General features: G+C 44.0%; 21 protein-coding genes and 1 tRNA gene. 10 read left to right on the top strand and 12 right to left on the bottom strand.

Translation table 11 applies throughout. The annotated features are described in order from the left end of the window. Positions 1 to 74: 74 nt before the first annotated feature. Positions 75 to 2,951: a bifunctional [glutamate--ammonia ligase]-adenylyl-L-tyrosine phosphorylase/[glutamate--ammonia-ligase] adenylyltransferase gene (gene glnE / locus VHA01S_RS09375; RefSeq protein ID WP_023404127.1), complete on the bottom strand. Its 2,877-nt coding sequence runs from the start codon at positions 2,949 to 2,951 to the stop codon at positions 75 to 77. 118 nt (positions 2,952 to 3,069) lie between these two features. Continuing rightward, positions 3,070 to 4,587, bottom strand: a complete 1,518-nt coding sequence (locus VHA01S_RS09370) for a CYTH and CHAD domain-containing protein (protein WP_023404126.1) — start codon at positions 4,585 to 4,587, stop codon at positions 3,070 to 3,072. A gap of 187 nt (positions 4,588 to 4,774) precedes the next feature. Between VHA01S_RS09370 and VHA01S_RS09365 the strand changes: the two genes are divergently transcribed. The 3 genes from VHA01S_RS09365 to VHA01S_RS09355 all read left to right on the top strand — a co-directional run bounded on the left by VHA01S_RS09365 (position 4,775) and on the right by VHA01S_RS09355 (position 7,534). Beyond that, positions 4,775 to 5,455, top strand: coding sequence for a TIGR00153 family protein (locus tag VHA01S_RS09365; RefSeq protein ID WP_023404125.1), 681 nt, complete (start codon positions 4,775 to 4,777; stop codon positions 5,453 to 5,455). 45 nt (positions 5,456 to 5,500) lie between these two features. Then, the gene (locus VHA01S_RS09360; protein ID WP_023404124.1) at positions 5,501 to 6,766 is read left to right on the top strand and encodes an inorganic phosphate transporter; all 1,266 of its coding nucleotides are present in this window, start codon (positions 5,501 to 5,503) and stop codon (positions 6,764 to 6,766) included. Between the two features lie 156 nt (positions 6,767 to 6,922). Beyond that, positions 6,923 to 7,534, top strand: coding sequence for a TIGR04211 family SH3 domain-containing protein (locus VHA01S_RS09355; protein WP_023404123.1), 612 nt, complete (start codon positions 6,923 to 6,925; stop codon positions 7,532 to 7,534). 95 nt (positions 7,535 to 7,629) lie between these two features. On the opposite strand, the gene VHA01S_RS09350 is transcribed toward VHA01S_RS09355, so the two are convergent. Both VHA01S_RS09350 and VHA01S_RS09345 read right to left on the bottom strand, forming a co-directional pair. After that, positions 7,630 to 8,511 carry a general secretion pathway protein GspB gene (locus tag VHA01S_RS09350; RefSeq protein WP_023404122.1) on the bottom strand — a complete coding sequence of 294 codons (882 nt, stop codon included), beginning with the start codon at positions 8,509 to 8,511 and terminating at the stop codon, positions 7,630 to 7,632. After that, positions 8,511 to 10,193, bottom strand: coding sequence for an ExeA family protein (locus tag VHA01S_RS09345; RefSeq protein ID WP_023404121.1), 1,683 nt, complete (start codon positions 10,191 to 10,193; stop codon positions 8,511 to 8,513). Before VHA01S_RS09345 ends, VHA01S_RS09350 begins: the two co-directional genes overlap by 1 nt. Positions 10,194 to 10,360: 167 nt before the next feature. Between VHA01S_RS09345 and VHA01S_RS09340 the strand changes: the two genes are divergently transcribed. Continuing rightward, entirely contained in the window at positions 10,361 to 11,593 is a 1,233-nt protein-coding gene (locus tag VHA01S_RS09340; protein WP_023404120.1) for a multifunctional CCA addition/repair protein, read from the top strand. Between the two features lie 64 nt (positions 11,594 to 11,657). Here VHA01S_RS09340 and VHA01S_RS09335 read toward each other — a convergent pair whose 3' ends face one another. Genes VHA01S_RS09335 through folB form a run of 3 tightly spaced genes read right to left on the bottom strand, consistent with a single transcriptional unit; the run spans position 11,658 to position 13,323 of the window. Then, positions 11,658 to 12,461 (bottom strand): undecaprenyl-diphosphate phosphatase, encoded by an 804-nt coding sequence (locus tag VHA01S_RS09335; RefSeq protein WP_023404119.1) that lies wholly within the window; start codon positions 12,459 to 12,461, stop codon positions 11,658 to 11,660. Continuing rightward, on the bottom strand, positions 12,461 to 12,967 hold the full coding sequence (folK, locus tag VHA01S_RS09330; protein WP_023404118.1) for a 2-amino-4-hydroxy-6-hydroxymethyldihydropteridine diphosphokinase: 507 nt from the start codon (positions 12,965 to 12,967) through the stop codon (positions 12,461 to 12,463). The genes VHA01S_RS09335 and folK overlap by 1 nt, the downstream gene beginning before the upstream one ends. Next, a complete protein-coding gene (gene folB, locus VHA01S_RS09325) occupies positions 12,964 to 13,323 on the bottom strand; it encodes a dihydroneopterin aldolase (protein WP_023404117.1) in 360 nt (119 codons plus the stop codon). The genes folK and folB overlap by 4 nt, the downstream gene beginning before the upstream one ends. 172 nt (positions 13,324 to 13,495) lie before the next feature. On the opposite strand from folB, the gene plsY reads away from it, so the two are divergent. Next, the gene (gene plsY, locus VHA01S_RS09320) at positions 13,496 to 14,089 is read left to right on the top strand and encodes a glycerol-3-phosphate 1-O-acyltransferase PlsY (protein ID WP_023404116.1); all 594 of its coding nucleotides are present in this window, start codon (positions 13,496 to 13,498) and stop codon (positions 14,087 to 14,089) included. Between the two features lie 111 nt (positions 14,090 to 14,200). On the opposite strand, the gene tsaD is transcribed toward plsY, so the two are convergent. Then, a complete protein-coding gene (tsaD, locus tag VHA01S_RS09315; protein ID WP_023404115.1) occupies positions 14,201 to 15,217 on the bottom strand; it encodes a tRNA (adenosine(37)-N6)-threonylcarbamoyltransferase complex transferase subunit TsaD in 1,017 nt (338 codons plus the stop codon). Positions 15,218 to 15,438: 221 nt separating this feature from the next. Between tsaD and rpsU the strand changes: the two genes are divergently transcribed. The 5 genes from rpsU to VHA01S_RS09290 all read left to right on the top strand — a co-directional run bounded on the left by rpsU (position 15,439) and on the right by VHA01S_RS09290 (position 20,149). After that, positions 15,439 to 15,654: a 30S ribosomal protein S21 gene (gene rpsU, locus VHA01S_RS09310; RefSeq protein WP_001145625.1), complete on the top strand. Its 216-nt coding sequence runs from the start codon at positions 15,439 to 15,441 to the stop codon at positions 15,652 to 15,654. A 25-nt stretch (positions 15,655 to 15,679) separates the two neighbouring features. Continuing rightward, positions 15,680 to 16,123, top strand: coding sequence for a GatB/YqeY domain-containing protein (locus VHA01S_RS09305; RefSeq protein WP_023404114.1), 444 nt, complete (start codon positions 15,680 to 15,682; stop codon positions 16,121 to 16,123). 88 nt (positions 16,124 to 16,211) lie between these two features. Then, positions 16,212 to 17,978 carry a DNA primase gene (gene dnaG, locus VHA01S_RS09300; RefSeq protein ID WP_023404113.1) on the top strand — a complete coding sequence of 589 codons (1,767 nt, stop codon included), beginning with the start codon at positions 16,212 to 16,214 and terminating at the stop codon, positions 17,976 to 17,978. A 97-nt stretch (positions 17,979 to 18,075) separates the two neighbouring features. Beyond that, on the top strand, positions 18,076 to 19,920 hold the full coding sequence (gene rpoD / locus VHA01S_RS09295) for an RNA polymerase sigma factor RpoD (protein ID WP_023404112.1): 1,845 nt from the start codon (positions 18,076 to 18,078) through the stop codon (positions 19,918 to 19,920). Between the two features lie 153 nt (positions 19,921 to 20,073). Continuing rightward, positions 20,074 to 20,149, top strand: a tRNA-Ile gene (locus VHA01S_RS09290). A 133-nt stretch (positions 20,150 to 20,282) separates the two neighbouring features. Here the strand turns inward: VHA01S_RS09290 and VHA01S_RS09285 are convergent. From VHA01S_RS09285 to VHA01S_RS18090, 4 genes are all read right to left on the bottom strand, one after another. Then, positions 20,283 to 21,443 (bottom strand): glycerophosphodiester phosphodiesterase family protein, encoded by a 1,161-nt coding sequence (locus VHA01S_RS09285; protein ID WP_023404111.1) that lies wholly within the window; start codon positions 21,441 to 21,443, stop codon positions 20,283 to 20,285. A gap of 251 nt (positions 21,444 to 21,694) precedes the next feature. Beyond that, entirely contained in the window at positions 21,695 to 23,704 is a 2,010-nt protein-coding gene (locus VHA01S_RS17820) for a polysaccharide lyase family 7 protein (RefSeq protein ID WP_023404110.1), read from the bottom strand. Between the two features lie 394 nt (positions 23,705 to 24,098). After that, positions 24,099 to 25,238 carry a glycerate kinase gene (locus tag VHA01S_RS09275; RefSeq protein WP_039970570.1) on the bottom strand — a complete coding sequence of 380 codons (1,140 nt, stop codon included), beginning with the start codon at positions 25,236 to 25,238 and terminating at the stop codon, positions 24,099 to 24,101. Between the two features lie 106 nt (positions 25,239 to 25,344). Continuing rightward, on the bottom strand, positions 25,345 to 25,492 hold a 148-nt coding region (locus VHA01S_RS18090), incomplete at its 5' end, for a fumarylacetoacetate hydrolase family protein (RefSeq protein WP_023404108.1).

Raw genomic sequence — 25,492 nt, 5'->3', positions numbered from 1 at the left:
TTTTGCTTTAATTTTCACTGTCAATTCTAGCATAGCTAAAGATATATCAAAGTAATGCTAAGCGTTTGAGCAATTTAACATTGTTCGTTGCTCACTTGCCCATCTTTCATCCACTCACACCACATCTCACTGACAAATTTACGTTGTTCCATAAACTTATCTTGCGCCACATTGGCGTCTAAATTGAGTAAGTTTCGTCTATGGATTTCATTTCGCATCGTGGTGTACGCCTCGGCTAATGCTTTAGCTTGCTCGGCTGAAAGTAAATCCACTTCCACAAGGCTGTCGAGAATACGGACATTATCAGACCATTTTGTCAGGCTAGTGTATTGATGCGCATAGTTAAGCACCCAATATTGGGTCAAAAACTCAATGTCAGTGATGCCGCCAGGATCTTGCTTGAGCATAAATCGATCTTTCTTTTTACCGCCTAAGTGATCGCGCATTTTCTCACGCATTTTTACCACTTCACTGCACAGCGGTTGCGGTTCACGAGCGAGACACAACACTTTGTTTCTCACCTTGGCAAAAGCATCCACCAGCAGAGCATCTCCGTATATAGGACGAGCACGTACTAGCGCTTGATGCTCCCAAGTCCATGCTTCTGTCAGTTGGTATTCTTCATAAGAATCAATCGGGCTCACCATTAACCCTGAGGCGCCAGAAGGTCTTAGGCGCGTATCAATTTCGTAAAGGATGCCTGAGGCGGTGCGAGTAGAGAATAAATGGGTAATTCTCTGCGCCAAACGCAGATAAAACTGTCGACCATCAATGGATTTCTCACCATCGGTATACGCCGATATAGGACAATCGTGCACAAACACTATGTCTAGATCTGAGTTGTAGCCTAACTCCCAACCACCCACTTTGCCGTAACCCAATACTGCAAAGCCACGACCTTCTCTGCCTTCTAAATGGTTTGGCTCGCCATATTTTGCCGCCATTTGACGCCATGCTTGGTTGATGACTTGCTCGACAATAGCTTCGGCTAAATAAGTTAAGTGGTCACTTACTTTCATTACAGGCAATACACCTGCGATATCAGCAGCAGCAATACGTAAGATGCAGGTTTGCTTAAACTGACGCAGAGCTTCCATTTGTTGCTCCATATCCTCTTCAGGGATACGAGCCAAATAATCTCGCAATTCAGATTTGTAACTGCTTAGCTCAACCGGTTTATATAACTGCTGCGGATCAAGCAGCTCATCGAGCAAGATAGGATAACGCCCTAATAGCTCTGTGATCATAGGGCTGGCTGTACACAATCTCACCAGTTGCTCTAATGCGGCTGGGTGCTCATCGAGCAATTCGAGATAGGTGGTTCGAGTGACAATTTTCGCCAGTACCGTCAGCACTCGCTCTAAGCCAAACTCACCTTCTGGATGCGATAATACGGTATGCAGTAACTTAGGCATTAAGTGCGTAATTACCTCTCGCCCTCTTGGCCCTAACGTTTTCTTGCCTAGCTCAGACTTAAAGTGACACAAACTGCTAGAAAGTTCAGAAAGCTCTTTCTCTTTTACGTCAACAGACAGCTCCTGCAAAATCGTCTGTACTTGCTCTGGCTCTTTGGCCAAACTCCACAATTCCATATAGGCAGCATCTATGCTTTGACCCTGCTCTTCTTCATCACCAATTAATTCTTCAAAGACATGGTGCACATTTGCCATATGCTGACTTAATTCAGTTTGTAGATCTGAAAACTGATTAAAGCCCATCACCACAGCCAGTTTGTGCTGATTATCCGCATCTTCTGGCAAAGTTTGAGTTTGTTTATCTTCCATTGCTTGCAATAGATTCTCAAGGCGACGTAAGAAGCAATAAGCGCTCATCATGCCGTCAACATCGCTAGGCTCTAATAGCTGTTGCTGTTTGATGGCTTGCAAGGTTTCAAGTAAACCTCGACCTCGCAAGCTTGGCTCACGCCCGCCACGAATCAATTGGAAAACTTGTGCGATAAACTCAATCTCACGGATACCGCCAGGGCCTAACTTAATATTATTGGTCAGCCCTCGACGACGCACTTCACTGCGAATCATGGCTTTCATACGGCGCAATGATTGAATGGCACTAAAGTCGATATAACGACGGAACACAAATGGACGCAACATCTGGCGAAGCTCTTGGTATTGAGGGTACATCTCTCGCCCCATCACCCGAGCTTTGACCATCGCATAACGTTCCCAATCACGCCCTTGCTCTTGGTAATAATCTTCCAGTGCGGCAAAGCTCATCACCAGCGGGCCACTTTCGCCAAACGGACGTAAACGCATGTCGACTCGATAGCAAAAACCATCTAGCGTATTTTGATCCAAGGATTTAATTAAACGCTGACCCAAGCGGGTAAAAAATTGCGCGTTGGCAATCGGACGTCTTGCACCCACAGTTTCGCCGTTTTCAGGATAGGTAAAGATAAGGTCAATATCGGAAGAGAAATTTAATTCGCCCCCACCCAGTTTACCCATACCAATCACGAGCATGGGCTGATCGGCGCCATCGGAACCTTTCGGTGTGCCCCACAATTTAGTGCAGTCGGCATAATGCCATGCATAGCTTTCAAAGATCATCGCTTCAGCAAGCATAGAAACGTGCGCAAGGCTTTGCTCTACTGACCAACTCGCCACAATGTCTCGCCATGCAATAGTGATGATTTCATGGTTACGAAAGTCTCTTAGTACTTTCATAACCTTATTTTCATCTTGGCAAGTCGCTAATAACGCATGCAAGTCTGTTCGATAGTTGCAGCAACGCTGCTCGCTTTGCAACATATCTGGAAGCTTCAATAACAAGGCTTCATCACAAAGCAGTCGATTAAAAATAAACGAGCTGAAATTGACCACTCGATTTAACTCATCGAGATGTTGCTGTGACCATTGCTCTGTAATAAAAGGAAACTTACTAATAAGTTGCTCAGTTCTAGCGACTGTGGCTTGTTCTGAATTAAGATGCATAAAAGTCCATTCTTGCGTTCAGGGTATTAGGGGCATGTATAGAGCATAAAAAAGCGCTAACCCAAGGGCAAGCGCTCAATCTCTGAAATAAGACGTGCAATGATAGATACTCTATCTATTAGCCTTTCCAATAGGGTCTTGCTTCCATACACATAGCTCTGGTTTGTTCCATGGCATATAAAATAGAAGCTTGCTGGCGCTCTAACCAACGTTGCAGTTGATCTTGCTCTTCTCCTTGCAATTGATCAACCAATTGCGACACAGGATCAAGCATCAGCAGATCGTCGATCCCTTGCGCTAAATCCGCCCACGGCAAACGAAACGCTTGGCGAGACTCTTGATCAAACAACGCAGCAAAACAGATCCCAGAAAATAGACACCGTTTTAGGTGATAATGCTCTTCTACATAGTCTTTCGATGTCAGGGTTTGCTCAATAGGGAATGCACTGACCATTTCCGCCCACGTGCGATCCAGTTGATCTTGGGCAAACGACACCAAGTTTCCAGACATTTTCTTGCTCGCTTTAGCGTCTAAGAAAGGTTGCCATCCTTTCGTCAGTACCCAACGACTGAGATCGAGAATAACACCGGTATATCGAGCAGACTCTAGCAGTTGTAACACTTCTTCTTCTGTGGATAATTCAGCACGTACTCTTTTTAGCTGTTTCACTAGCGTCTTTTGCGTATCAAGCTTACGCAGTGCATGACCTTTGTCTTCGGTAAGGTCATCTAGGTAGTCGGCCGCTTGCACCCAAATCAGCTCTTGCTCTAGCCATTTTAACTCTTGTCGTAAAATAGCACTGGCACGGCGAGGAACAATTCCACCAAATACCGCTAAAGTTTGTCTCACAAAGCTCAACGAATAGCAGATCTCATTTAAGCAGTCCATTGAAGGCGCTTCAACATAGGCTTGCTCATGATAAAGCCAATGCGACAACGCATGCTCTAATGACTTAATAAAGCACTCTTCTACGCTATCTTGCAGCGCGACATCCACTAAGCCTAAGTGTTTAGCTTTACTACCGGTAAAGCCTTGCGCAAGTCGGTAGCCTCTGGCCGCCTTACTTAAATTGCCAAGACGCATGCCTCCGTCTTCGCATAATTGCCTTGCTAAGGTAAATAAAGCATCTGTTTGACCAGACTTTAATTCCAACTCAACTTCGCAAATAGCAGAGCGCTTTTCTCCAGCAAGCACTTCGCCCTGATCAAAAGCCACTTCTACTTGGCTGCCATCAGGCATACCCACCAGCCAAAGCTCACGAGTAAAGTTGGTGGCAAACAAAGGTTGTAGCTGTGATGCTAACTCTTCGACAGTGCGCCCTTCCGGCCAAATGGTCTCTGGGTGCAAATGAAGGTCAGGATCATTACTGGTATGCTCCGCATTATATTCTGGGCGTTGGTGTAAACCGGCCACAACTCGGCCAGAGGTTTTTACCGTTTGCACATAAACATCATCAAAGCGACGAATGCGCATGCCTATATCATGCTCTCGTAGCCAGTTGTCTGGGGTATCAAAATAGATGTTTCCCAGCTCACGACTGTTGTGTTGAAGAATTTTGTTGTGTGGGATTTTCTCTTTTAAAACTTCAGAGAATTGTGGCGAAACAAAAAATTTCAGCTCTATTTCAGTTTCCATAAATCACTCATAATCGACTGTCGTTAGCAGATTAAATCGAATTTTGTTTGTCAGCAAGTAGCATTCAGCTGATCTAAATCACAAAAAAAATGCCTTTTGTGCAATTTTAAATCACATAACCCCTTTTAATACTAAAAAAACCTATTATAGTTACACCCCAGCATGACAATCACATGACAATACAAATATGCCAGTAAATACCATCATTGGTTTATTCGCAAAATCGCCAATAAAACCGTTGCAGCAACACGGAGCAAAGGTCCAAGAGTGTGCATCACTTTTGCCTGACTTTTTTGCTGCGTCAAATGCTAACAACTGGGAAAAGGCGGCAGAATACCGTCAACAAATTTCTACGCTAGAAAAAGAAGCTGACACCCTCAAACGTCAGATTCGCTTGCATCTACCAACAGGCCTATTTATGGCTTTTGATAGAGGTGATCTGCTGGAATTATTAACTCAGCAAGATAAAGTAGCAAATATTGCTAAAGATATCTGTGGCCGCGTTCTAGGCCGAAATCTACTTATACCTGAAGCTTTGCACGAAGACTTCTTAGCGTACGTAAAACGTTGCTTAGACGCCGTCGGACAAATGTACAGGGTAATTAATGGGTTAGATGAATTGCTAGAAACAGGCTTCAAAGGACGTGAAGCAGAATTGGTTGAATCGATGATCGATGAACTCGATAGAATAGAAGATGATACTGATCAAATGCAGATTGAATTGCGTCGAAGCCTCAGAGAAATTGAAGATCAATATAATCCAATTGATGTGATGTTCTTGTATAAAATCCTCGAGTGGGTTGGAGGCATTGCGGACCAAGCACAGCGCGTTTGTGCTCGTCTAGAGTTGATGATAGCGCGTAGCTAATCATTCTCCACCTCATTTCAACTTATTAATATCAAAGGATATTTAATGGATATTCTAGCTAACTACGGCACTATACTTCTTATCTGTGCGGCCGTATTCGGTTTTATGATGGCTATCGGTATCGGTGCCAACGATGTGGCTAATGCTATGGGTACCTCTGTAGGTTCTAAAGCATTAACCGTAAAACAAGCGATTGTTATCGCGATGATTTTTGAATTTGCAGGGGCTTACCTTGCAGGTGGTGAAGTTACAGACACTATTCGTAAAGGTGTTATTGATACAACTCTATTTGCTAATACACCGGATCTACTGGTATTCGGTATGATGTCAGCCCTACTGGCTGCGGGTACTTGGCTACTGGTTGCCTCTTATATGGGTTGGCCGGTATCAACTACTCACTCAATCATTGGTGCCATAATAGGTTTTGCCACTGTTTCTGTGGGTTCTGATGCTGTGGATTGGACCTCAGTACAAAATATTGTAGGCAGCTGGGTTATTACGCCGTTTATATCGGGGTTATTTGCTTATCTTATTTTTATCAGTGCGCAGAAGTTTATATTTAATACAGATAATCCCTTAGAAAATGCCAAACGTTATGTGCCGGGCTATATGTTCTTAACTACTATTGTGATTTCACTAGTAACAATTAAGAAAGGCCTTAAACACGTTGGCTTATACCTATCAACCACTGAAGCATGGATTTGGTCTATCTTATTGTCACTATTAGTGATGGTAATTGGTTATCTCTATATCCAAAAACGTTTCAAACTTGATAGCAAAAACCATGAGCACAGCTTTACAGGTGTTGAGCAAGTCTTTAGTACGCTAATGGTAATTACCGCATGTGCGATGGCATTTGCTCACGGTTCTAACGATGTTGCAAACGCCATTGGTCCACTATCGGCTATCGTTGCCACTATTAGTAATATGGGTCACATCGCTGAGAAAACTCAAATCGCTTGGTGGATTCTTCCTCTTGGTGGTGTCGGTATCGTGGTTGGTCTAGCGACTATGGGCCACAAAGTTATGTCGACTGTTGGTACTGGCATTACAGAATTAACCCCAAGCCGTGGCTTTGCAGCGCAGCTTGCAACCGCAAGTACCGTTGTTCTGGCTTCTGGTACAGGTTTACCTATTTCAACCACCCAAACACTTGTGGGTGCTGTTTTAGGGGTAGGTTTTGCTCGTGGTATTGCCGCACTAAATCTAGGTGTTGTTCGTAACATTGTTGTCTCTTGGGTGGTGACTCTTCCTGCGGGTGCACTGCTTGCGATTATCTTCTATGAGATCATGTTGGTGATTTTCACCTAAGTAAAATGTCAAATGTCTGTCATATTTTGACAATATGACGTTATAGAGGGGGGCTTTGGCCCCTCTTTTAGTTGCAGGCAACCTATAATCTACTTACTATTTAGGCAATGATGGAATGCGTTCCTCACCTGAATCTGATTTTTTGAAGGACATACAGTGAAAAAACTTTTTTTGATCGCTTTTGCTGCAGTGCTATCTGCACCAGCCGCATGGGCTCAAACGATCTACATCTCCGATAACCTATTTACTTATATGCACTCAGGTCCTAGTGCTCAGTACCGAATTATCGGTAGTGTTGATGCAGGAACAAAGGTCACTTTAGTCCAATCTAACAAAAAGAGTGGCTATACAGAGGTTGTTGACCAACGTGGCCGTAAAGGTTGGGTTGAATCTAAATACGTAACTAAAACTGAAGGTATGGTTACTCGCATGCCTCGCCTTGAAAAAGAACTGGTTCAAGTTAAAGCAAAACTTGCTAGCTTTAACGAGAAAGCCGACAAAGAACAAGAAGGCTTGGTTCGTTCTCTAGAGTCTCGCAATACACAAATTGCTGAAATGGAAGCTAACTATAAGAAAGTCAGTGATCAACTGCTTTCTGCCCAAACTGAAGTGCGTGAGCTAAGAGCTCGCATTGATACGCAAAAAGAAGACCTTCTATTGCGCTACTTCATGTACGGTGGTGGTGTTGCAGGTCTAGGCTTGATCTTTGGTCTACTGCTTCCGCATGTTATTCCTCGTCGTAAGAAGTCTCCAAACGGCTGGGCGTAATACTCGCGAAATAACGAAATCAAAAAAAGCTGCCAATGGCAGCTTTTTTTATGTCTTTTGTTTGTGTAGACGTTGAATAGCGCCCCTAGTAACGACTAACCGTGCCAATCATATAAGGCTGGAATTTGGATTTTCTCTCCGCCAAATTCAACCACAATAAAGCGCGGCGAAATCACAACCAATTTCGTCTGATCGTTAATCATATCGCCCTCTTGTAACTCTTTACCATTGATCTTCACCAAGCGATGTTTGGGATTACTGGCGTACATGTGGGTTTGTAAATTAAGCGCAGGTAATCGACCTTTATATCGGTCTACATTTTTATCTAGCTCATTAACCTTAATATGGTCCAAGCTATTTCGCTCACCTTGTTCATCTAATGATGATGGTGTATCCAAGGCATGAGTCACTCGCCCTGCCAGTTCAGGAGAGAGTTGAGATAAATCGAGCTTAGAAAGATTCCACTCATCGTCAGTTGCATCCTGACCCGTATTCTTTTGCGCCGTTGGCTGAACCTTCGGCACGGTATTAACCGGTGTTGAGGATGCAGTTTGAGATGCTGTTGTAGAGCTACTCGCTATCCTTGTTGTAGTAACAGCCTGAGTCTCATCAATGACTGGCGGAGGCAAAATCTTTGGCAAAGGCAGTAACGGTTTCGCCGGCGTTGCAGGCAAGTACACAATATCTAAGCTTGGAGCCATAGTTGGCATCTTAGCGATAGGCGCTTCTTCGGCAACCAACACACTATTAAGTGCAGGGCTTAGCATCGCTTCGATACTACGCGTGGTTGCTGAGCCAGCCAGTAAGCTGTGCGCTACTACACCCACACCTAAACCCACGGCAATCGCGACCATCAGCTTCACTTTGCCATTACCCGCTTGTGGTCTAGAGGATGGGTTAGCCTGTCCACTCGTTGGTATTGACGCCTGTTCAAATTGCTTTTGAGATTGCTCAAGTGCTTTTAATACCTCTGACATTACTGATTCTCCTCGCTATCAGCTTGCACACTTGATGTACTTGGTGCACTTAGCTGTGCTGTCGCACTCAGTAACTTAGGTGCGTTATCACTGGTGAGTCTATCGAGTTGACGCAATGTTTGGTTTCCAGCAATGCCATCGGCATCTAAGCCTTGCCAAGCCTGAAAGGTTGATACTCTCTTCTTCAATTCATCATTAAAAATGGATGTCTCCAAAGGCGTTGCATTCAACGCTTTCGCCAGCAACTTATCCAATATTTGTACCTGTTGGCCGCTACTATTTGCTTTCACTGTTTCCAGTATCTCGCTATACCAAAGATATCTAAACTGCCCTTTCCAATGTTGGTCGAGCCAAGTCACTGGTAACTGTACTCGCTCGCCTGCCAATAACAGAGTCACTCTATCGTTAGCTACACCTTGCAAAATAGCAAAATAAGGGTGCTGATCATCATACAGCGTAATCACCACAGGGCGATTCGACGCGACAATACTCGACAGCGATGCTTTGCTTTGGAAGCAATGGAAAGGTGGCGTAGTGCCATATTCACAGTCAGAATCCACAATTGAGGCATCAAAGCCCCACAGATGATACAACGCCTGCATAGCGCCCATTGGGGAGCGGCTTTGCCCTATCAATTGCGCAAAATGCTGCTGCTCTTGATTGGCTATGCTCTGCTTTTCCGCCATTTGCTGCTGTAATTGCTGAGTATGAGCTTGTTGCTCATTGAACTGGGTTTGCAGTTGTTGCCACTGATGCCAAGAAGTCAAACCGAGATAAGTCGCCCCAGCGATGGCCAGCGATAGCAATGCCGGTGATAGCCAATGATGAGAACGGCTTGAGTGAGTACTAACTTGTGCTTTATTTCCTGTCGGGGCTTGATAGGCCAATACATCATGACAGGCTTTTTTCGCGATATTTCGGTCAACGCTGTTTTGCTGACTCAACATGGCGTAATACAAGGCTTTGTCGCAAATAAGGTTGATTAAGCGCGGAATACCTTGTGACTGTGAAGCAATAAATTGCACCGCTCTGTCAGAAAAAATATCTTCACGACCACCCGCTACTCGCAAACGGAATCCAATATAATCGGCGATATCTTTTTCCACTAAGGGCAGTAGATGATAACGACCAGTGATGCGCTGTGCTAATTGGCGCAGTTCGATTGTTTGTAGCTTGTGTTGTAGCTCAGGTTGACCCACCAGCAACACTTTAAGTAACTTGCGACTGTCAGTTTCTAAATTAGTCAGCAGACGAAGCTGCTCTAGCACTTGCGCAGAAAGATGCTGAGCTTCATCAATTAAGAGTAAAGTTTGAATACCTTTTTTATGATTGTCTAAAAGGTAATGATAAATGGCTTGCGAGAGCTGTTTTAAGCTGGAGGGTTGCGTATAGGAAAGTGAAAACTCATCACAAATCGCTTCCAGTAATTCAACTTCAGAAAAAGTAGGATTCAGTATAAGCCCTGCGACCCAGTTCCCTTCTAAGTTAGCCAACATCGCTTTAGAAACCGTCGTCTTACCTGTGCCAACCTCACCGGTCAGCATGGCAAAACCACCCCCACTATTGAGGCCAATTTGTAAATGTGACAGAGCCTCACGATGGCGCGCACTTAAGAATAAATACTTAGAACTGGGAACAATTGAAAATGGTTCTTCTACAAAACCAAAAAAATCCTTATACATTTAGAACTTCTATACATACTTCTTTTCTCATTTGAGTCAAGCTACCATTGAATGAAAGAAAGTAAAGCAATCCTTTCATCGACTGATCGTAGTGTTAGGTAGTGCAAAGAATAGCGACATATAATTGCCATCACTTTCATCCACAATACAAAAAGGGAGACTTCATTGTGCAAACCTATCTAGTGGGTGGTGCAGTTAGAGATAAACTGCTTAATATAGAAAACTACGACCGAGACTGGGTTGTGGTGGGCGCAACGCCACAAACATTGTTGGATCTTGGCTATCAAGCCGTCGGCAAAGATTTCCCTGTTTTTCTGCATCCTAAAACACATGAAGAATACGCTCTGGCTCGCACCGAACGTAAATCAGGAAGCGGTTACACTGGGTTTGATTGTTACTTTGCGCAAGACGTCACTTTAGAAGAAGATCTAATACGCCGCGATCTCACTATCAATGCCATTGCACAAGATGAATCGGGCACCTTGTATGATCCTTATGGCGGTCAGCAAGATATCCAAAACAAGTGCCTGCGACATGTTTCGCGCGCTTTTGTTGAAGACCCTTTGCGTGTATTACGTGTGGCGCGTTTCGCCGCTAAATTGCATCACCTAGGCTTTAGCGTGGCGCAAGAAACCCTCAGCCTAATGCGAGAGATTGTCGATTCAGGTGAGCTACAAACCCTCACAGCTGAACGTGTTTGGCAAGAGTGGCACAAATCGTTATTAACCCAAGATCCGCAAGTGTTTATCGAAGTGCTACAAGAGTGTGGCGCACTCGCTGTCGTCATGCCCGAAATCAGCCGTTTGTTTGGCGTGCCACAAACCGAAAAATGGCATCCTGAGATAGACACTGGAATCCACACTTTAATGGTCGCTAAACGATCTGCGCAGTTAAGCAAAGTGCCCGAAATACGCTTTGCCGCGCAAATGCACGATCTCGGCAAAGGTGTCACCCCACAACCAGAGTGGCCAAGCCATAAAATGCATTGTCATACTGGCCTTAAAATTATCGAAACCCTCAGCAAGCGCCTGCGCGTACCCAACCAATACAAAGAGTTGGCACTGCATGTATGCAAGCAGCACTCCAACATTCATCGAGCGCAAGAGCTAAAAGCCTCGACCGTTTTGCGCGTGCTAGACAGCTTTGATGTATGGCGTAAGCCTAACGTACTAGAGCAAGTATTAATTACCTGCCAAGCCGACACTCAAGGGCGATTAGGGCATGAATCTACCCCCTACCCGCAACGAGATTACTTTGTCGCAACCTATCAAGCGGCATTAGCGGTGAATGTTCAACAAGTGATTAAAGATGGTTTTGCGGGCAAGGATATCAGAGAAGAGCTCAACAAACGCCGCACTGAGGCGATTGAACAAGTAAAACAAAGCTGGCATTGGCTGTAAAAAATCGGCATAAAAAAGGCCTCTAAGATTTACTCTTAGAGGCCTTTCATTTTGTGGTTATCGATTACTGAGTCAGCAAGAAAGCAAACAAGCCTGCACCCAATAGCAAGCGGTAGATGACAAATGGCGTCATTCCCATGCTAGAGATCAGCTTCAAGAAGTAATGGATACAAATATAGGCACTCACAAACGAGACTAAAATCCCCGTAGATAGCAAACCTAGATGCATAGGCTCTGGGCTAAGAGCCAACTTAGTGCCTAAGTAACCACCGGCTAAGGTGATGATTGGGATAGACATTAAAAACGAAAAACGCGCCGCCGCCTCACGAGTAAAGCCGAGATAAAGCGCCGCGGTAATAGTGGCCCCAGAGCGTGATGTGCCCGGAATCATTGCCATTGCTTGAGCAATACCAATAATTAACGTCTTCTTCCAAGTGGCTTGATACTCATCTTTAGTTAACGTTGATGTTTTATCTGCGTGCCACAGCAATAAACCAAAAATGATCGTCGTGCAGGCAATCACCCAAGCACTGCGTAGATACAACTCAATCAGATCGTTTAGGAACAACCCGGCTAAACCGGCTGGAATGGTCGCTAAAATAATCATCCACGCCAGTTTGGACTCTTTGTTGTGCTGCTGTTTAAACACGGAGCCAAAAAATGCACGTAAAAGAGTAACCACTTCATGTCTAAAATAAATCACAACTGCGAGCAAGGTGCCCACGTGTACCGCTACATCAAACGCCAAGCCTTGATCTTCCCAACCTAACACAGCCGAAGGTAAAATCAGGTGAGCAGAACTCGATATAGGTAAAAATTCAGTTAGGCCCTGAATTAAGGCCAATGCAAAAGCTTCTAAATAGCTCATTAATTATCATCACTTAAATGTAAAGAAGTGGCGGTAAGATTCGACATACCACCGATAGACAAAAATTCTTGCTGCCAAATTTGACCAATACAACGGCCGTCCCCGGGAACAATCAGTTCGGGACATAGCTCATACAAAGGTTGCAGCACAAAATTGAACTTAACAATATCCTTTCTTGGTATTTGTGGCGCTTGCGCACTTTGCACATCACCAAACAAAAGAATATCGATATCTAATGTACGATCTTGTTTCTTTTGGGCATTGAGTGGGCGACCATAAGCCAGCTCCAGCGCTCGCAAACGATGACAAAATTCAGGCAAAGCTAAATCCGTATCTAGGCCAACCACAAAATTATAAAACTCAGCGCCATCAAATCCCGTTGCCGGGCAACTGTAAATCGTTGAGACTTGCAGATTACTACCTAAACGTTGCAACTCGATGATCGCAGCGCGCGCGTGCTTATCTCGTTCAATGTTGGTCCCAATACCTAAATAGGTTTGGGTCACAACGAGCCTCGTTCAATGACAACGCCAACACTAGCAGCTTGTGGCACAGCGCCAGGCTTACGAAGCTTGATGCGAATCCAAGGAACGTTAAATTTATCCATAATTAGGCTGGCAATTTCTTCTGCTACTCGTTCAACGAGCAAAAATCGCCCACCCTCAATATGCGCAAGAACCGCTTGGCTGACAGAGAAATAATCTAATGCATCTTCAACATTATCACTGTGCCCAGCGGCTTGGTTATCGTGAGCCATTTCTATATCAAGCACTAGTTTTTGCTTGATCTCTTGCTCCCAGTCATACACCCCAATAGTGGTAATTACCTCGAGCTGTTCGATAAAAACTCGGTCTTGATTCATTATTTCGATCCTTTTCTTGCCTCTTTAAGTAGTAAATTCTTGCAAAACAAGTTCAAATACATAGATTGAGGTCGGATAAGCTAAAAGTATAAAAAAACGTAATATACTACATTGATTACCCAACTATAATCCCGATTCAATCGATATTAGCTACAAAGTGTAAAGGATATCTATGACAGCAACGGCTCTACTCATGATCATCTTGGCCTATTTATTAGGCTCAGTGTCGAGTGCCGTTCTCATTTGTCGAGTATTTCGCCTTCCCGATCCTAGAACCACAGGCTCAAAAAACCCTGGTGCCACCAATGTGATGCGCATAGGTGGAAAGCTACCTGCGGTATTAGTTCTGCTTTGCGACATGGCAAAAGGGACCATTCCTGTTTGGTCAGCCTACTACCTCGACCTTGACCCTGTGATGTTAGGTTTGATTGGTATTTCTGCCTGTATTGGCCACATTTATCCTATCTTCTTCCACTTTAAAGGTGGCAAAGGTGTGGCAACAGCGGTGGGTGCGATAGCCCCAATTGGTTTTGATTTAACCGGCTTATTGATGGGAACATGGCTAATTACCGCAGTGGTCTCGCGCTACTCTTCACTGGCGGCTCTAGTGACCGCTTTAGTAGCCCCGTTATACACTTGGATGATCAAACCGCAATACACCTTGCCTGTGGCAATGCTGTGCTGTCTCATTATCTGGCGACATCAAGACAATATTAAGCGCCTGTTTTCTGGAGAAGAGCCGAAGGTGGGCTCTAAAAAGCGGTAATGACACCGATCGCCTTTCCTTCTCCCTCATCAACTGACTCAAGTTCAATGCACAAAAAAGCCGACCTAGTTAGGTCGGCTACATATCAATGTTGTTTAACGATTGTAATCACTAGGCAATCGGCTCTAGTTGGTCGATAGGCCAGCGAGGCTGAGCTTTAACGCCTAAGCCTGATGTTTCGCCATTTTTTAAACGTTGCATACCCGCATAAGCAATCATAGCGCCGTTATCGGTACAGAACTCGGTTCTTGGGTAATAGACTTCACCGCCCACCTTCTTCGCCAAGGCTTCAAGTTCAAGGCGCAATTGTTTGTTAGCACTTACGCCACCCGCAATTACAATACGCTTCATGCCCGTTTGTTGCAGCGCACGTTTGCATTTAATCGCTAATGTAGCACACACCGCTTCTTGGAACGCATACGCAATATCAGCGCGAGTTTGCTCATCGTTGTCATTGCCAGAGATAGTATTGGCCGCAAAGGTTTTTAAACCAGAAAAGCTCATATCCAGACCCGGACGGTCTGTCATAGGACGAGGGAACTTAAAGCGGCCTGGCGTTCCTTTTTCTGCTAGACGAGATAATAGCGGACCACCGGGGTAATCCAGTCCCATCAGTTTAGCCGTTTTATCAAAGGCTTCACCTGCGGCGTCGTCAATTGATTCACCAAGAATTTGATATTCACCAATTGCTTTCACTTCTACGATCATGGTGTGACCGCCTGAAACGAGCAAAGCAATAAAAGGAAACGGTGGCGGATTATCTTCTAGCATAGGAGCCAGCAAATGCCCTTCCATATGGTGCACGGGTACCGCAGGGACATCCCACGCATACGCAATACTACGGCCAATAGTCGCACCGACTAACAAAGCGCCCACTAGGCCTGGGCCTGCGGTATAAGCGATGCCATCAATATCGGCAGAGGTTAAGTTGGCTTCTTTTAACGCTTCTTTTACCAATGGAATAGTCTTTTTCACGTGATCGCGAGAAGCGAGTTCTGGAACCACGCCACCATAATCAGCATGGAGCTTTACTTGGCTATATAGTTGATGTGAAAGCAAACCTTTCTCATCATCATAAATAGCCACTCCTGTCTCATCACAGGAGGTTTCAATACCTAAAATACGCATACATTTCTCGCGACTTCTTTAATATGTGGCAAGTTTACCTTGTCCTAATTGTTCAAACAAATGATTGATCGTTTTCTCCGCAATAAAGTACTTTACAAACACTATCAGTTCGGATTAAAATTCCGCACCATTTTTGATCAAACTGGTTATTCCCCTTGCAAGTTAACTTGCCCAGAAAGTGGAACCCAGTATTAACGAATAACCCCTGAGGTGAAAGGCATATGCCAGTAGTTAAAGTACGTGAAAACGAACCGTTCGACGTAGCTCTACGTCGCTTTAAGCGCTCTTGCGAAAAAGCAGGTATTCTTTCTGAAGTGCGTCGTCGTGAGCACTATGAGAAACCAACTACAGTTCGTAAACGCGCTAAAGCAGCTGCTCAAAAGCGTCACGCTAAGAAGCTAGCTCGTGAAAACGCACGTCGCGTTCGTCTTTACTAATCCCCGATATTATTAGGAATTAGTAATGGCTCTTATTGATAAACTCAAAGAAGAGCAAAAATCTGCGATGAAAGCCAAGGACAAACCGCGCCTTGGCACTATTCGTTTAGCCCTATCAGCAATTAAGCAACGTGAAGTCGACGAGAGGATTACTCTGACCGACGACGATATCATCGGTGTGCTGACTAAAATGGTTAAACAACGTCGCGATTCTGTCGCTCAATATGAATCTGCCGGTCGTCAAGATCTTGCGGACATTGAGAAAGCTGAAATTACAGTACTTGAGGAATTTATGCCTCAACCGCTGAGCGAAGAAGAAGTGGCTGCATTAGTTGATAGTGCAATTACCGAATCTGGTGCTGCGGGCATGCAAGACATGGGTAAAGTAATGGGCGTTCTCAAACCACAAATTCAAGGGCGCGCAGATATGGGTAAAGTAAGTGGTTTAGTTCGTTCTAAACTGGCTTAAATCCCCAATAAAAATTAAAGCAAGCCGTGCTATTCATTGAATGCACGGCTTGTTTGTATCTCGCACAAACGAACTTTCTTTAGGATCTATGGCTGGACACATACCACGTACCTTCATTGATGACCTACTTGCTCGACTGGATATTGTCGATATCGTTGACGCGCGAGTAAAACTAAAGAAACAAGGCAAGAACTACGGTGCTTGCTGCCCATTCCATAACGAGAAAACCCCCTCTTTCAGTGTTAGCCAAGAAAAGCAGTTTTATCATTGCTTTGGTTGTGGTGTTCACGGGAATGCCATCGATTTCATGATGGAATACGAACGTCTTGAGTTTGTCGAAGCCATTGAAGAGCTTGCCGCTCATCTAGGTTTAGAAGTCCCAAGAGAACAGCGTCAAGGTGGCTTTAGTAGCCAAGGACCAACCGCCAATACTGAACAGAAACGCAGCCTATATGATTTATTGGGCAGCATCGCTAACTTCTATCGTTCGCAATTAAAAACGAGCGCCGGAAAAACCGCGATTGAGTACTTAAAAAACCGAGGGCTCAGCGGAGAAATAGCACAAAAATTCGAGATTGGTTTCGTAGCGGATGAATGGGATTCGGTACGAAAACAATTTGGTCAGCAAAAACAGGCACAAGATGCTTTAGTCAGTGCTGGCATGCTCATTGAAAACGACAAAGGTAATAGATACGACCGCTTCCGTGGTCGAGTCATGTTCCCTATTCGTGACCGTCGTGGTCGAGTGATTGGTTTTGGTGGACGTGTCTTAGGTGACGGTACGCCAAAATATCTCAACTCACCGGAAACGCCCATATTCCATAAAGGCAAAGAGCTTTATGGTTTATATGAAGTGCTACAAACTCATCGCTCGCCAGAACAAATCCTGGTGGTTGAAGGGTATATGGATGTAGTGGCTTTGGCGCAGTTTGGAGTGGACTATGCGGTGGCCTCACTTGGCACCTCCACTACTGGCGATCACCTGCAAATGCTATTTCGTCAAACCAGCAATATCATTTGTTGTTATGACGGGGATAGAGCCGGTCGTGATGCGGCATGGCGAGCAATGGAAAATGCCCTGCCTTATTTAAACGACGGGCGTCAGCTTAAGTTTATGTTTTTACCTGATGGCGAAGACCCTGATACCTATATCCGTCAACACGGTAAACAGGGGTTTGAAGAGCAAGTTCGCAGTGCGACTACGCTATCAGAATTTATGTTTCAAACCTTAATGCAGCAAGTGGATACCAGCAGTAAAGAAGGCATGGCTAAGTTAAGCACTTTAGCTATCCCTCTGATTAGTAAAGTACCTGGCGGTACACTGCGCATGTATCTGCGTGAATTACTTGGACGAAAATTAGGTTTAGTCGATGAGCGTCAACTGCAACAATTGATCGCCAAAACAGACGAGAAATCTGCACGTCCAGCGCCGCATAAGAAGATAGAAAGAACGCCAATGCGTGTTGTCATAGCCTTATTGCTACAGAACCCGCATTACGTAGAGTTAATACCAAATCTAGATTCAGTTAGTCAAACTAACCTACCTGGACTAAGTTTATTACTCGATGTGGTTGATAAGTGTATAAATCATCCCCATATCACCACTGGCCAGTTATTAGAGCACTGGCGAAATCAAAAAGAAGAACGCATATTGTCACTTCTAGCAAGCTGGGATCTCCCAACTTATAAAGAAGAAGACAATCATGACGATATATTTTGTGATTCACTGGATAAAGTAATTTACCAGTGTATTGAACGGCAAATTGAAACCCTACAAGCGAAAGAAAGAAGTGTCGGCTTATCAGTCGAAGAAAAAAGGGAGCTGCTGGCTTTAATGCTAGATTTAAAAGCATGAGACCCTGAACGCTTGTAATGTAAAAAAGTTTGCTATAATTAGCGGTCTGCATTTCGCAAACTAGTTCCTTCACCAGACCAGAATTTGGATACCATCTATGGATCAAAATAGGCAGTCACAGCTTAAAGCGCTTGTTCTTAAAGGCAAAGAGCAAGGCTATCTAACTTATGCCGAAGTTAACGACCATCTACCGCCTGAAATCGTAGATTCAGAACAAGTCGAAGATATCATTCAGATGATCAACGACATGGGTATCAAAGTGGTAGAAAACGCCACTGAGATCGATGATGACACGATCAATGATGAAAGCACAGAAGTTGATGAGGATGCAGCTGAAGCAGCTGTTGCCGCTTTAAGCACCGTTGAAAGTGAAATTGGCCGAACAACAGATCCAGTGCGCATGTACATGCGTGAAATGGGTACTGTTGAGCTTCTAACTCGTGAAGGCGAGATTGATATCGCTAAGCGTATCGAAGATGGCATCAACCAAGTTCAAGCATCAGTTGCAGAATTTCCTGGCACAATACCGTATGTTTTAGAGCAGTTCGATAAAGTACAAGCTGAAGAACTTCGCCTAACAGACATTATTTCAGGTTTTGTTGACCCTGATGATGACGGTACAACAGCGCCAACAGCAACTCACGTTGGTTCAGAGCTGGCTAAAACCGATCTTGAAGCATCAGACGCTGACGATGCTGACGATGACGAAGACGAGGAAGAAGAAGATACAGGTATCGATCCAGAGCTAGCTCTAGAGAAGTTCACTAATCTTCGTAACACATACCAAAACCTACAGCTAGTTTCTAACAGCGAAGGCCGCGACAGCAAAGCCTTTAAAGTAGCAACCGCTAAGGTAAATGATGTATTCCGCGAATTCCGTCTAACGCCAAAACAGTTTGATCACCTTGTGACTCAACTTCGCACCTCAATGGAGCGAGTTCGTACACAAGAGCGTTTAATCATGCGTCAAACCGTAGAATACGGTGGCATGCCTAAGAAAGAATTTGTTAAAACTTTCACTGGCAACGAATCAAGCGATGCTTGGGTAGACAACGTATTGTCTTCAACAGCACCTTATAAAGAGAAGATTCGTCGTAACGAAGAAGACATCCGTCGCTCTATTCAAAAGCTGAAAAGCATTGAACAAGAGACTTCTCTAACGGTTCAGTCTATTAAAGACATCAGCCGTCGTATGTCTATCGGTGAAGCAAAAGCTCGCCGTGCGAAAAAAGAGATGGTAGAAGCGAACTTACGTCTAGTTATCTCTATTGCGAAGAAATACACCAACCGTGGTCTACAGTTCTTGGATCTTATCCAAGAAGGTAACATCGGCCTAATGAAAGCCGTTGATAAATTTGAATACCGTCGTGGTTACAAATTCTCAACTTATGCGACATGGTGGATTCGTCAGGCAATTACACGTTCTATCGCTGACCAGGCGCGTACTATTCGTATCCCTGTGCACATGATTGAAACCATCAACAAATTGAACCGTATCTCTCGTCAGATGCTTCAAGAGATGGGTCGTGAGCCACTGCCAGAAGAATTGGCAGAACGCATGCAAATGCCTGAAGACAAGATTCGTAAAGTACTTAAAATTGCTAAAGAGCCAATCTCAATGGAGACACCAATCGGTGACGACGAAGATTCGCATCTAGGTGATTTCATCGAGGATACGACTCTAGAACTACCTTTAGACTCTGCAACGGCAACTAGCCTTAAGTTTGCAACTAAAGACGTACTAGCAGGCCTAACACCTCGTGAAGCTAAAGTACTGCGCATGCGCTTTGGTATCGACATGAACACTGACCACACTCTAGAAGAAGTGGGCAAACAGTTCGACGTTACTCGTGAACGTATCCGTCAGATCGAAGCAAAAGCACTACGTAAACTACGTCACCCAAGCCGCTCAGAAACACTGCGCAGCTTCCTTGACGAGTAAACAATCAGTCTTTATGTACAAAAGGTGAGCACTAGCTCACCTTTTTTGTATTTATCGGTTTGATAGCACAAAAACTGTACATTATTACTCCCTATTCTAGCGACTTCACCTAGACACTCCCCTGTCCATCTCATATAATCTTCACCCTACAAAGGCCCCTTAGCTCAGTGGTTAGAGCGGTCGACTCATAATCGATTGGTCCGCAGTTCAAGTCTGCGAGGGGCCACCAAATTAAAGAAAGGCGTAGCAGGTTAATACCTACTACGCCTTTTTTGTACCTAAGAAAACCAGCAACAATCGTTGCTGATCTACACACTTTATTCAGCCTGTTTTATTAGCCTTATTTATTAACTAATACACTCTTACTCAGTACAATTATCAACAAACGTTACTGTTGCAGGCCAGTCGCTGAATATGCCAATCGCATTAATATCATTCTTTAGTACGTTGACGACTTCTAGCTCATTGTAGTCGGTGTATTGACGCTCAATGGTCCATGTGATGATGTCTAGTCCTGACTCTTTAATCTCGTTCGCATAATCGGTTGCGACGACTTCATCACCCGATTTTGTTACTAGTAGCGGGTAAATTGGGGCGATGATATTGATGCCTTTTTCCACGATTTCGGCTGGAGTTGGGACGTTGTTTAGAGAGAAAGTCAGGTATACGCCCTGCTCTCCAAATTCTGGAGTATTCGCTACCCAGTATTCAACATCGTCGATTAAGAATGACTGCGGGTAAACGTCACTGGGTGCAATGCCCGCGTCGATATATTCTTGGATCATTTTTTGAGCAAACTCTTCTTGAGTTAACCCTGCAGCAGCTAAGTCTTGTGCGTCTGGCGTTTTTAGCTCTGGAGTCATTTTTACGCCAAGTTCTTTAAACAAAGCAATGCTTTCTTTGTGCGTCATCAGTATACCAGTACCGGCATAAAGGTCGGTACGGTAGCTTGGCGTGGCATCCATATATTCAGCAACTGTGGTTGCGTTTGGATTGTATGCGTCCATTTTGCCTTGCAGTGACTTAAATTCTGCCAGAGTAAAATCAGAAGTGCGGCACTCTGCCTGCGCTTGAACGCCGTTAAGCTCATCGGCTGGAGTGAATGGAATTGAACACTTATCTGCTAGCTCAGTTGCTAATACATTAGTGGTTGTGTGTAGATCTGAGTGGGAATGGCGACACACTAGTTCAGCATCGCTAGTAAAGGCAACATCACATTCCAGTACGCCAGCACCCATGCGCGCAGCGGCAACGTAGCTCTCTTTAGTATGCTCAGGGAACATTAATGGTGCGCCGCGGTGACCGATAGAAAGCTCACTCTTTTCAAAGTGTGATTGGTTATTTAGACAACTTGTTAAGCTATCCTTTAGCTCTCCCTCTGCCAGTTGGTCAACCAAATAAGCAGGACGAGGGCCAAGTTGAATATTTGCCTCTGTTGGAGCTTCAATATCCAGACTCTCACTATCACAGGCTGCAATTAAAGAAATGGAAAGAAAGACAAACCCAGTTTTAAAACGAATCATAGTAACACTACTCTTATTAGACTTATTTTAGAAAAGAAGGTCACGATTTAATCCTGATAGCGTTTAATTCTCATGACTGATTTATTAATTATTTGAGTAGGGTTTAGTGAATGACAAACACAGGTATCTGAATCTTATTGTCATCGGCGATTAAATAAGAACAAAAAAGGAATTTGAAAGCTAAAACGCCCCTTTACTGTATTAAACAATAAAGAGGCGTTGATATAAAAAGACTACCGCCTTTTATCTAACTAGTCATGAGTAACATCAATCACAGTAAACGTAACAGATGCGTAATCTGGGTATTCTGTACCGGATTTATTCTGGTTATATAGACCTGCTTTGAAGTACATATAATCATCGGCATAGAAGTCAGAGATTGTAATTGCGTCTGTGTCACTTGAGTTGCGGATTGTTTGCTTAGAACGTGTTTTGGTGTAAGCAATTGAATCTGCAGTCGTGTAAGTGTAGCCATCATGCCAAACTGTCACTTTTAGTTGATCGCCAGTTAGGTCAATTTCGTAGCTCCACTCATCACCCAGTGCGATGCCATTTTCAGGTTCAACTGGGTCACCACTTGCGTCCTGATCAATATCGTTTTTATCAGTGAAACCAATAATGTTGATACGATCACCAGGGTTACCACTAGAGTCGTCTACAGTAAAGAATACAGAGCCTTTGTCGTGCTCAGGTAGTTTACGGTAGTAAATCTTAACAGGTTCATGATCCCCACCATGAATCTGACCGACAATGATACGACCAATTTGGTCTTCACTAGTTGCATCTACAGAGACTTGGTTTACTACTAGCGTGGCTTTCATGTTGCCGTTAACGCCACCAGCAGCTGACTGATCAGAAGATGATGCTTCACTTGTCACCCAGTTGTTCTTAGTGATGCCTTTAACATTAGCGTCGCCGCCGTCTGTATATCTTGCCATTAGCTCACGTAACTCAGAACGAGGGTATGTAGAACCGCCAGAGCTTGCTGCGTCATTTTTCACTGAGAAAGTCACACAGCCATCGTTGAAGACAATTTCTTCAGCACCGTTAGAGCCCAGAGTTTTATTATCAACAAGGTCTTGAATATCTTCAACATCGTTCATTGATACACCATCACCTGTGGTGTAACCCCAGATAGACATATCAATATTACAACTACCGACAATCTCACCGCCAGAACCAGAATCACCAGAACCTGAATCACCTGAGCCAGAACCTGCATCTGAGTCACCAGAGCCAGAATCAGAGTCGCCAGAACCATTGTCAGGATCTGAGGTGTCGCCGTCACAGCCATAAACTTGCGTTTCAATGATGCTGTTCCACTCAGAACCTGCAGAGTTACCAGAGCCGATAATACGAACATAACGAGCTTCGGTATCTGCTACATCAATATCTTCAAAACCAGAATCTGCACCTGATGAAATGCCACCAGAAAGTACGGTTGTCCAGTTGCTGTTATCTGTTGAAGTTTCCACATCAAAATAAGAGCTACGAGCGTTACCTTTGTACCATTGAATCGCTAAATCAGTGACTGAAGCTTGAGAACCTAAGTCAAATGTAATGGCTTTTCCGATACCGTTAGAAGACCAACGAGACTCATCTGTTGTATTATTATCGTACGTGTTTTCAGGTCCGTGACCATCATTAGTGCCGTCATCATAAGCACTAACAATGCTTAATTGACCACTATTATCTACGCTACAAGTACCGCCTACGCCGCCAGAATCACCATCGCCAGAGCCGCTGTCAGAGCCATCACCATTGTCCGGATCTGGGTCTGGCGTTGTACCTGAGTCACCACCATCTTCAGTACTTTCTAGGGTAAAGTCATCTAGGCGACCTTCATCCCCACCGTAGCCACCAAAGATAGTTACTGACGTTGCAGAGCCCGAATTGAACGAAAGGCTAACCTGCTGGAAGTCATCCCCACCCCCAGTATTGCTGTAAGTTTGACCATCAACAACAGCGCCAATCTCACCCAAACCTTTAACATAAGCACTTAATAAATAAGTAGTATTTGGTTCAACCGTTAACACTTGCTCAACTTTACCTGCTGAGCCAGTAATTTTCGCTGAACGCGAACCTGTGCGAGCATCCCCTGAAATTGCTGAAGGGTCGGTATCAGACCAACCGTCAAAACTGCTTTCAAAACTGGCATTTTCAATGGAGACTGTTGCCGCATGTACAGCCGGCAAAACCCCGACCGACAAGGCTGCAGCGACAACTGCTGTAATATATTTCTGTTTTGTCTTAAGCATCATAATTAATGATATCCCTAAAGATTATTAGCTAATGAAGACCCCTGATAATTCATCTTCAATCCCTATATAACAGATATATGATTGTTATATTCTTATAATACAAATCATTTCCGTTGAAACTAAAAGTAACGTAAATTTACTTTTTAGCAACATTGAAAATTACAGAACAATTCAAAGTAGGATACGCATCACAGTTAATATGAAATTTAGGGTTATTAATTTGAGCTAGCTCGCTCACACTTTGTAGGGGTAATTAGGGGGTCAGGTCTTGAATTTTGCATTAATAATATTTAGTTAAATCAAAAGGTTTAGTCATAATATGCACTAAACCTTACATGAGGATTTTCTTATATATTGGAGATCATAACTTAATTTTAAAAAGCTAAAACTTAGTTTAAATTTGCTGTCCAAGTTTCAGTAACGCCGCAATATTTCGCGAGGAGCGAATAAGGTTTTCATCGGCTTTTTCTAACACTTGAGAAAGTGTTTGTGGTGATGGGGTTGTGCCAAAAATACAGTTAAAACTGTTATAAAGTTCATTGATTTCATTACCGAGCGAACCTGCTATTCCAATAACAGGAATACCTTTATTTCTGGCTCTAGTTGCAATGCCAAAAGGGGCTTTTCCACTAAGGGTTTGATTATCCATTTTCCCTTCGCCGGTTATTACTAGATCGGCGTTTTCAAGTATTTTATCGGCATCTAATAAATCTAAAACAACCTCTATTCCTTGTTTAAGGGTCAACATAGGAAATAGCAATGAAAGCCCCATAGGAACGCCTCCTGCTGCGCCAAAACCTGGAGAATTAAAGTGCTTAATTCCCGTTAAATTAAAACTCTTGGTCGCAAAATGAAATATGGCCTCATCTAGAGATTTAACTAATAACGAATCAGCTCCTTTCTGTGGAGCAAATACATAACTTGCCCCTTTATCCCCCACCAAAGGGTTACTCACATCACAAGCTAGAATAATCGGCACTTGCTTACAACGTGCATGCACGCTTGATAAATCAATCGTGTGTACCTTTGATAAGGCCAAGCCACCAGCAGGTAGCAACTGACCTTCGGCGTCCAATAATTTACCGCCTAACGCGTGAATAATTCCAGCGCCAGCGTCGTTGGTCGCACTGCCACCTAACCCTAGTAAGATTTTAGATACGCCCAGATCCAAAGCTTCTTTTATGATCTCACCGGTACCATACGTACTTGTCACTGCGGGGTTTCTTTCTTCAGGCGCAATAAGATCTAGCCCAGATGCGGAAGCCACTTCAATCAATGCGGTTTTGCCTTGCTCCAACAGTGCCCATTTAGCACGCACTTGTCGGCCAAGAGGATCACTTACCCAAGAGTGCCTAATCTCTCCTTGTAGCGCATCGATTAACACCTCAACCGTCCCCTCTCCACCATCGGCAAGAGGAAGGTGGTAATATTGCGCTGTCGGAAAGACTTCCTTAAAACCAAACTCAATACACTGACACACCTCTTTAGCCGATAACGACTCTTTAAATGAATCAGGGGCAATAACAATTTTCATTGGGTGAACCATATTCAATTCGTATGGACTTAATTAAACACCATCCAAAGCTGCGTTACCGCTAATTTATCTCAGAGTTGAGAGATTTTAGCGATAAGCCGTCACCTCAATAAGCAAACAATATCGGGTTTTCTACTTCACCCACCCCTTCGATAGAAACAGAAACAACATCCTTATTGTTTAATGCTTTGGTTCTGCCTGGTGTGCCCATAAAAATAAGGTCTCCCGGTTTTAAAGTGAAATATTGACTTAAA

The organism is Vibrio halioticoli NBRC 102217, from assembly GCF_000496695.1.
GTDB lineage: Bacteria > Pseudomonadota > Gammaproteobacteria > Enterobacterales > Vibrionaceae > Vibrio > Vibrio halioticoli.
Note: the sequence above shows the minus strand (reverse complement) of the source record. Positions and strands in the feature narration are given on the sequence as shown.

Bases quoted from the DNA above. Each gene is read 5' to 3' on its own strand.
- glnE (WP_023404127.1), bottom strand. From the start codon at position 2,951: ATGCATCTTAATTCAGAACAAGCCACAGTCGCTAGAACTGAGCAACTT.
- VHA01S_RS09370 (WP_023404126.1), bottom strand. From the start codon at position 4,587: ATGGAAACTGAAATAGAGCTGAAATTTTTTGTTTCGCCACAATTCTCT.
- VHA01S_RS09365 (WP_023404125.1), top strand. From the start codon at position 4,775: ATGCCAGTAAATACCATCATTGGTTTATTCGCAAAATCGCCAATAAAA.
- VHA01S_RS09360 (WP_023404124.1), top strand. From the start codon at position 5,501: ATGGATATTCTAGCTAACTACGGCACTATACTTCTTATCTGTGCGGCC.
- VHA01S_RS09350 (WP_023404122.1), bottom strand. From the start codon at position 8,511: ATGTCAGAGGTATTAAAAGCACTTGAGCAATCTCAAAAGCAATTTGAA.
- VHA01S_RS09345 (WP_023404121.1), bottom strand. From the start codon at position 10,193: ATGTATAAGGATTTTTTTGGTTTTGTAGAAGAACCATTTTCAATTGTT.
- VHA01S_RS09335 (WP_023404119.1), bottom strand. From the start codon at position 12,461: ATGAGCTATTTAGAAGCTTTTGCATTGGCCTTAATTCAGGGCCTAACT.
- folB (WP_023404117.1), bottom strand. From the start codon at position 13,323: ATGAATCAAGACCGAGTTTTTATCGAACAGCTCGAGGTAATTACCACT.
- plsY (WP_023404116.1), top strand. From the start codon at position 13,496: ATGACAGCAACGGCTCTACTCATGATCATCTTGGCCTATTTATTAGGC.
- tsaD (WP_023404115.1), bottom strand. From the start codon at position 15,217: ATGCGTATTTTAGGTATTGAAACCTCCTGTGATGAGACAGGAGTGGCT.
- rpsU (WP_001145625.1), top strand. From the start codon at position 15,439: ATGCCAGTAGTTAAAGTACGTGAAAACGAACCGTTCGACGTAGCTCTA.
- VHA01S_RS09305 (WP_023404114.1), top strand. From the start codon at position 15,680: ATGGCTCTTATTGATAAACTCAAAGAAGAGCAAAAATCTGCGATGAAA.
- dnaG (WP_023404113.1), top strand. From the start codon at position 16,212: ATGGCTGGACACATACCACGTACCTTCATTGATGACCTACTTGCTCGA.
- rpoD (WP_023404112.1), top strand. From the start codon at position 18,076: ATGGATCAAAATAGGCAGTCACAGCTTAAAGCGCTTGTTCTTAAAGGC.
- VHA01S_RS09285 (WP_023404111.1), bottom strand. From the start codon at position 21,443: ATGATTCGTTTTAAAACTGGGTTTGTCTTTCTTTCCATTTCTTTAATT.
- VHA01S_RS17820 (WP_023404110.1), bottom strand. From the start codon at position 23,704: ATGATGCTTAAGACAAAACAGAAATATATTACAGCAGTTGTCGCTGCA.
- VHA01S_RS09275 (WP_039970570.1), bottom strand. From the start codon at position 25,238: ATGAAAATTGTTATTGCCCCTGATTCATTTAAAGAGTCGTTATCGGCT.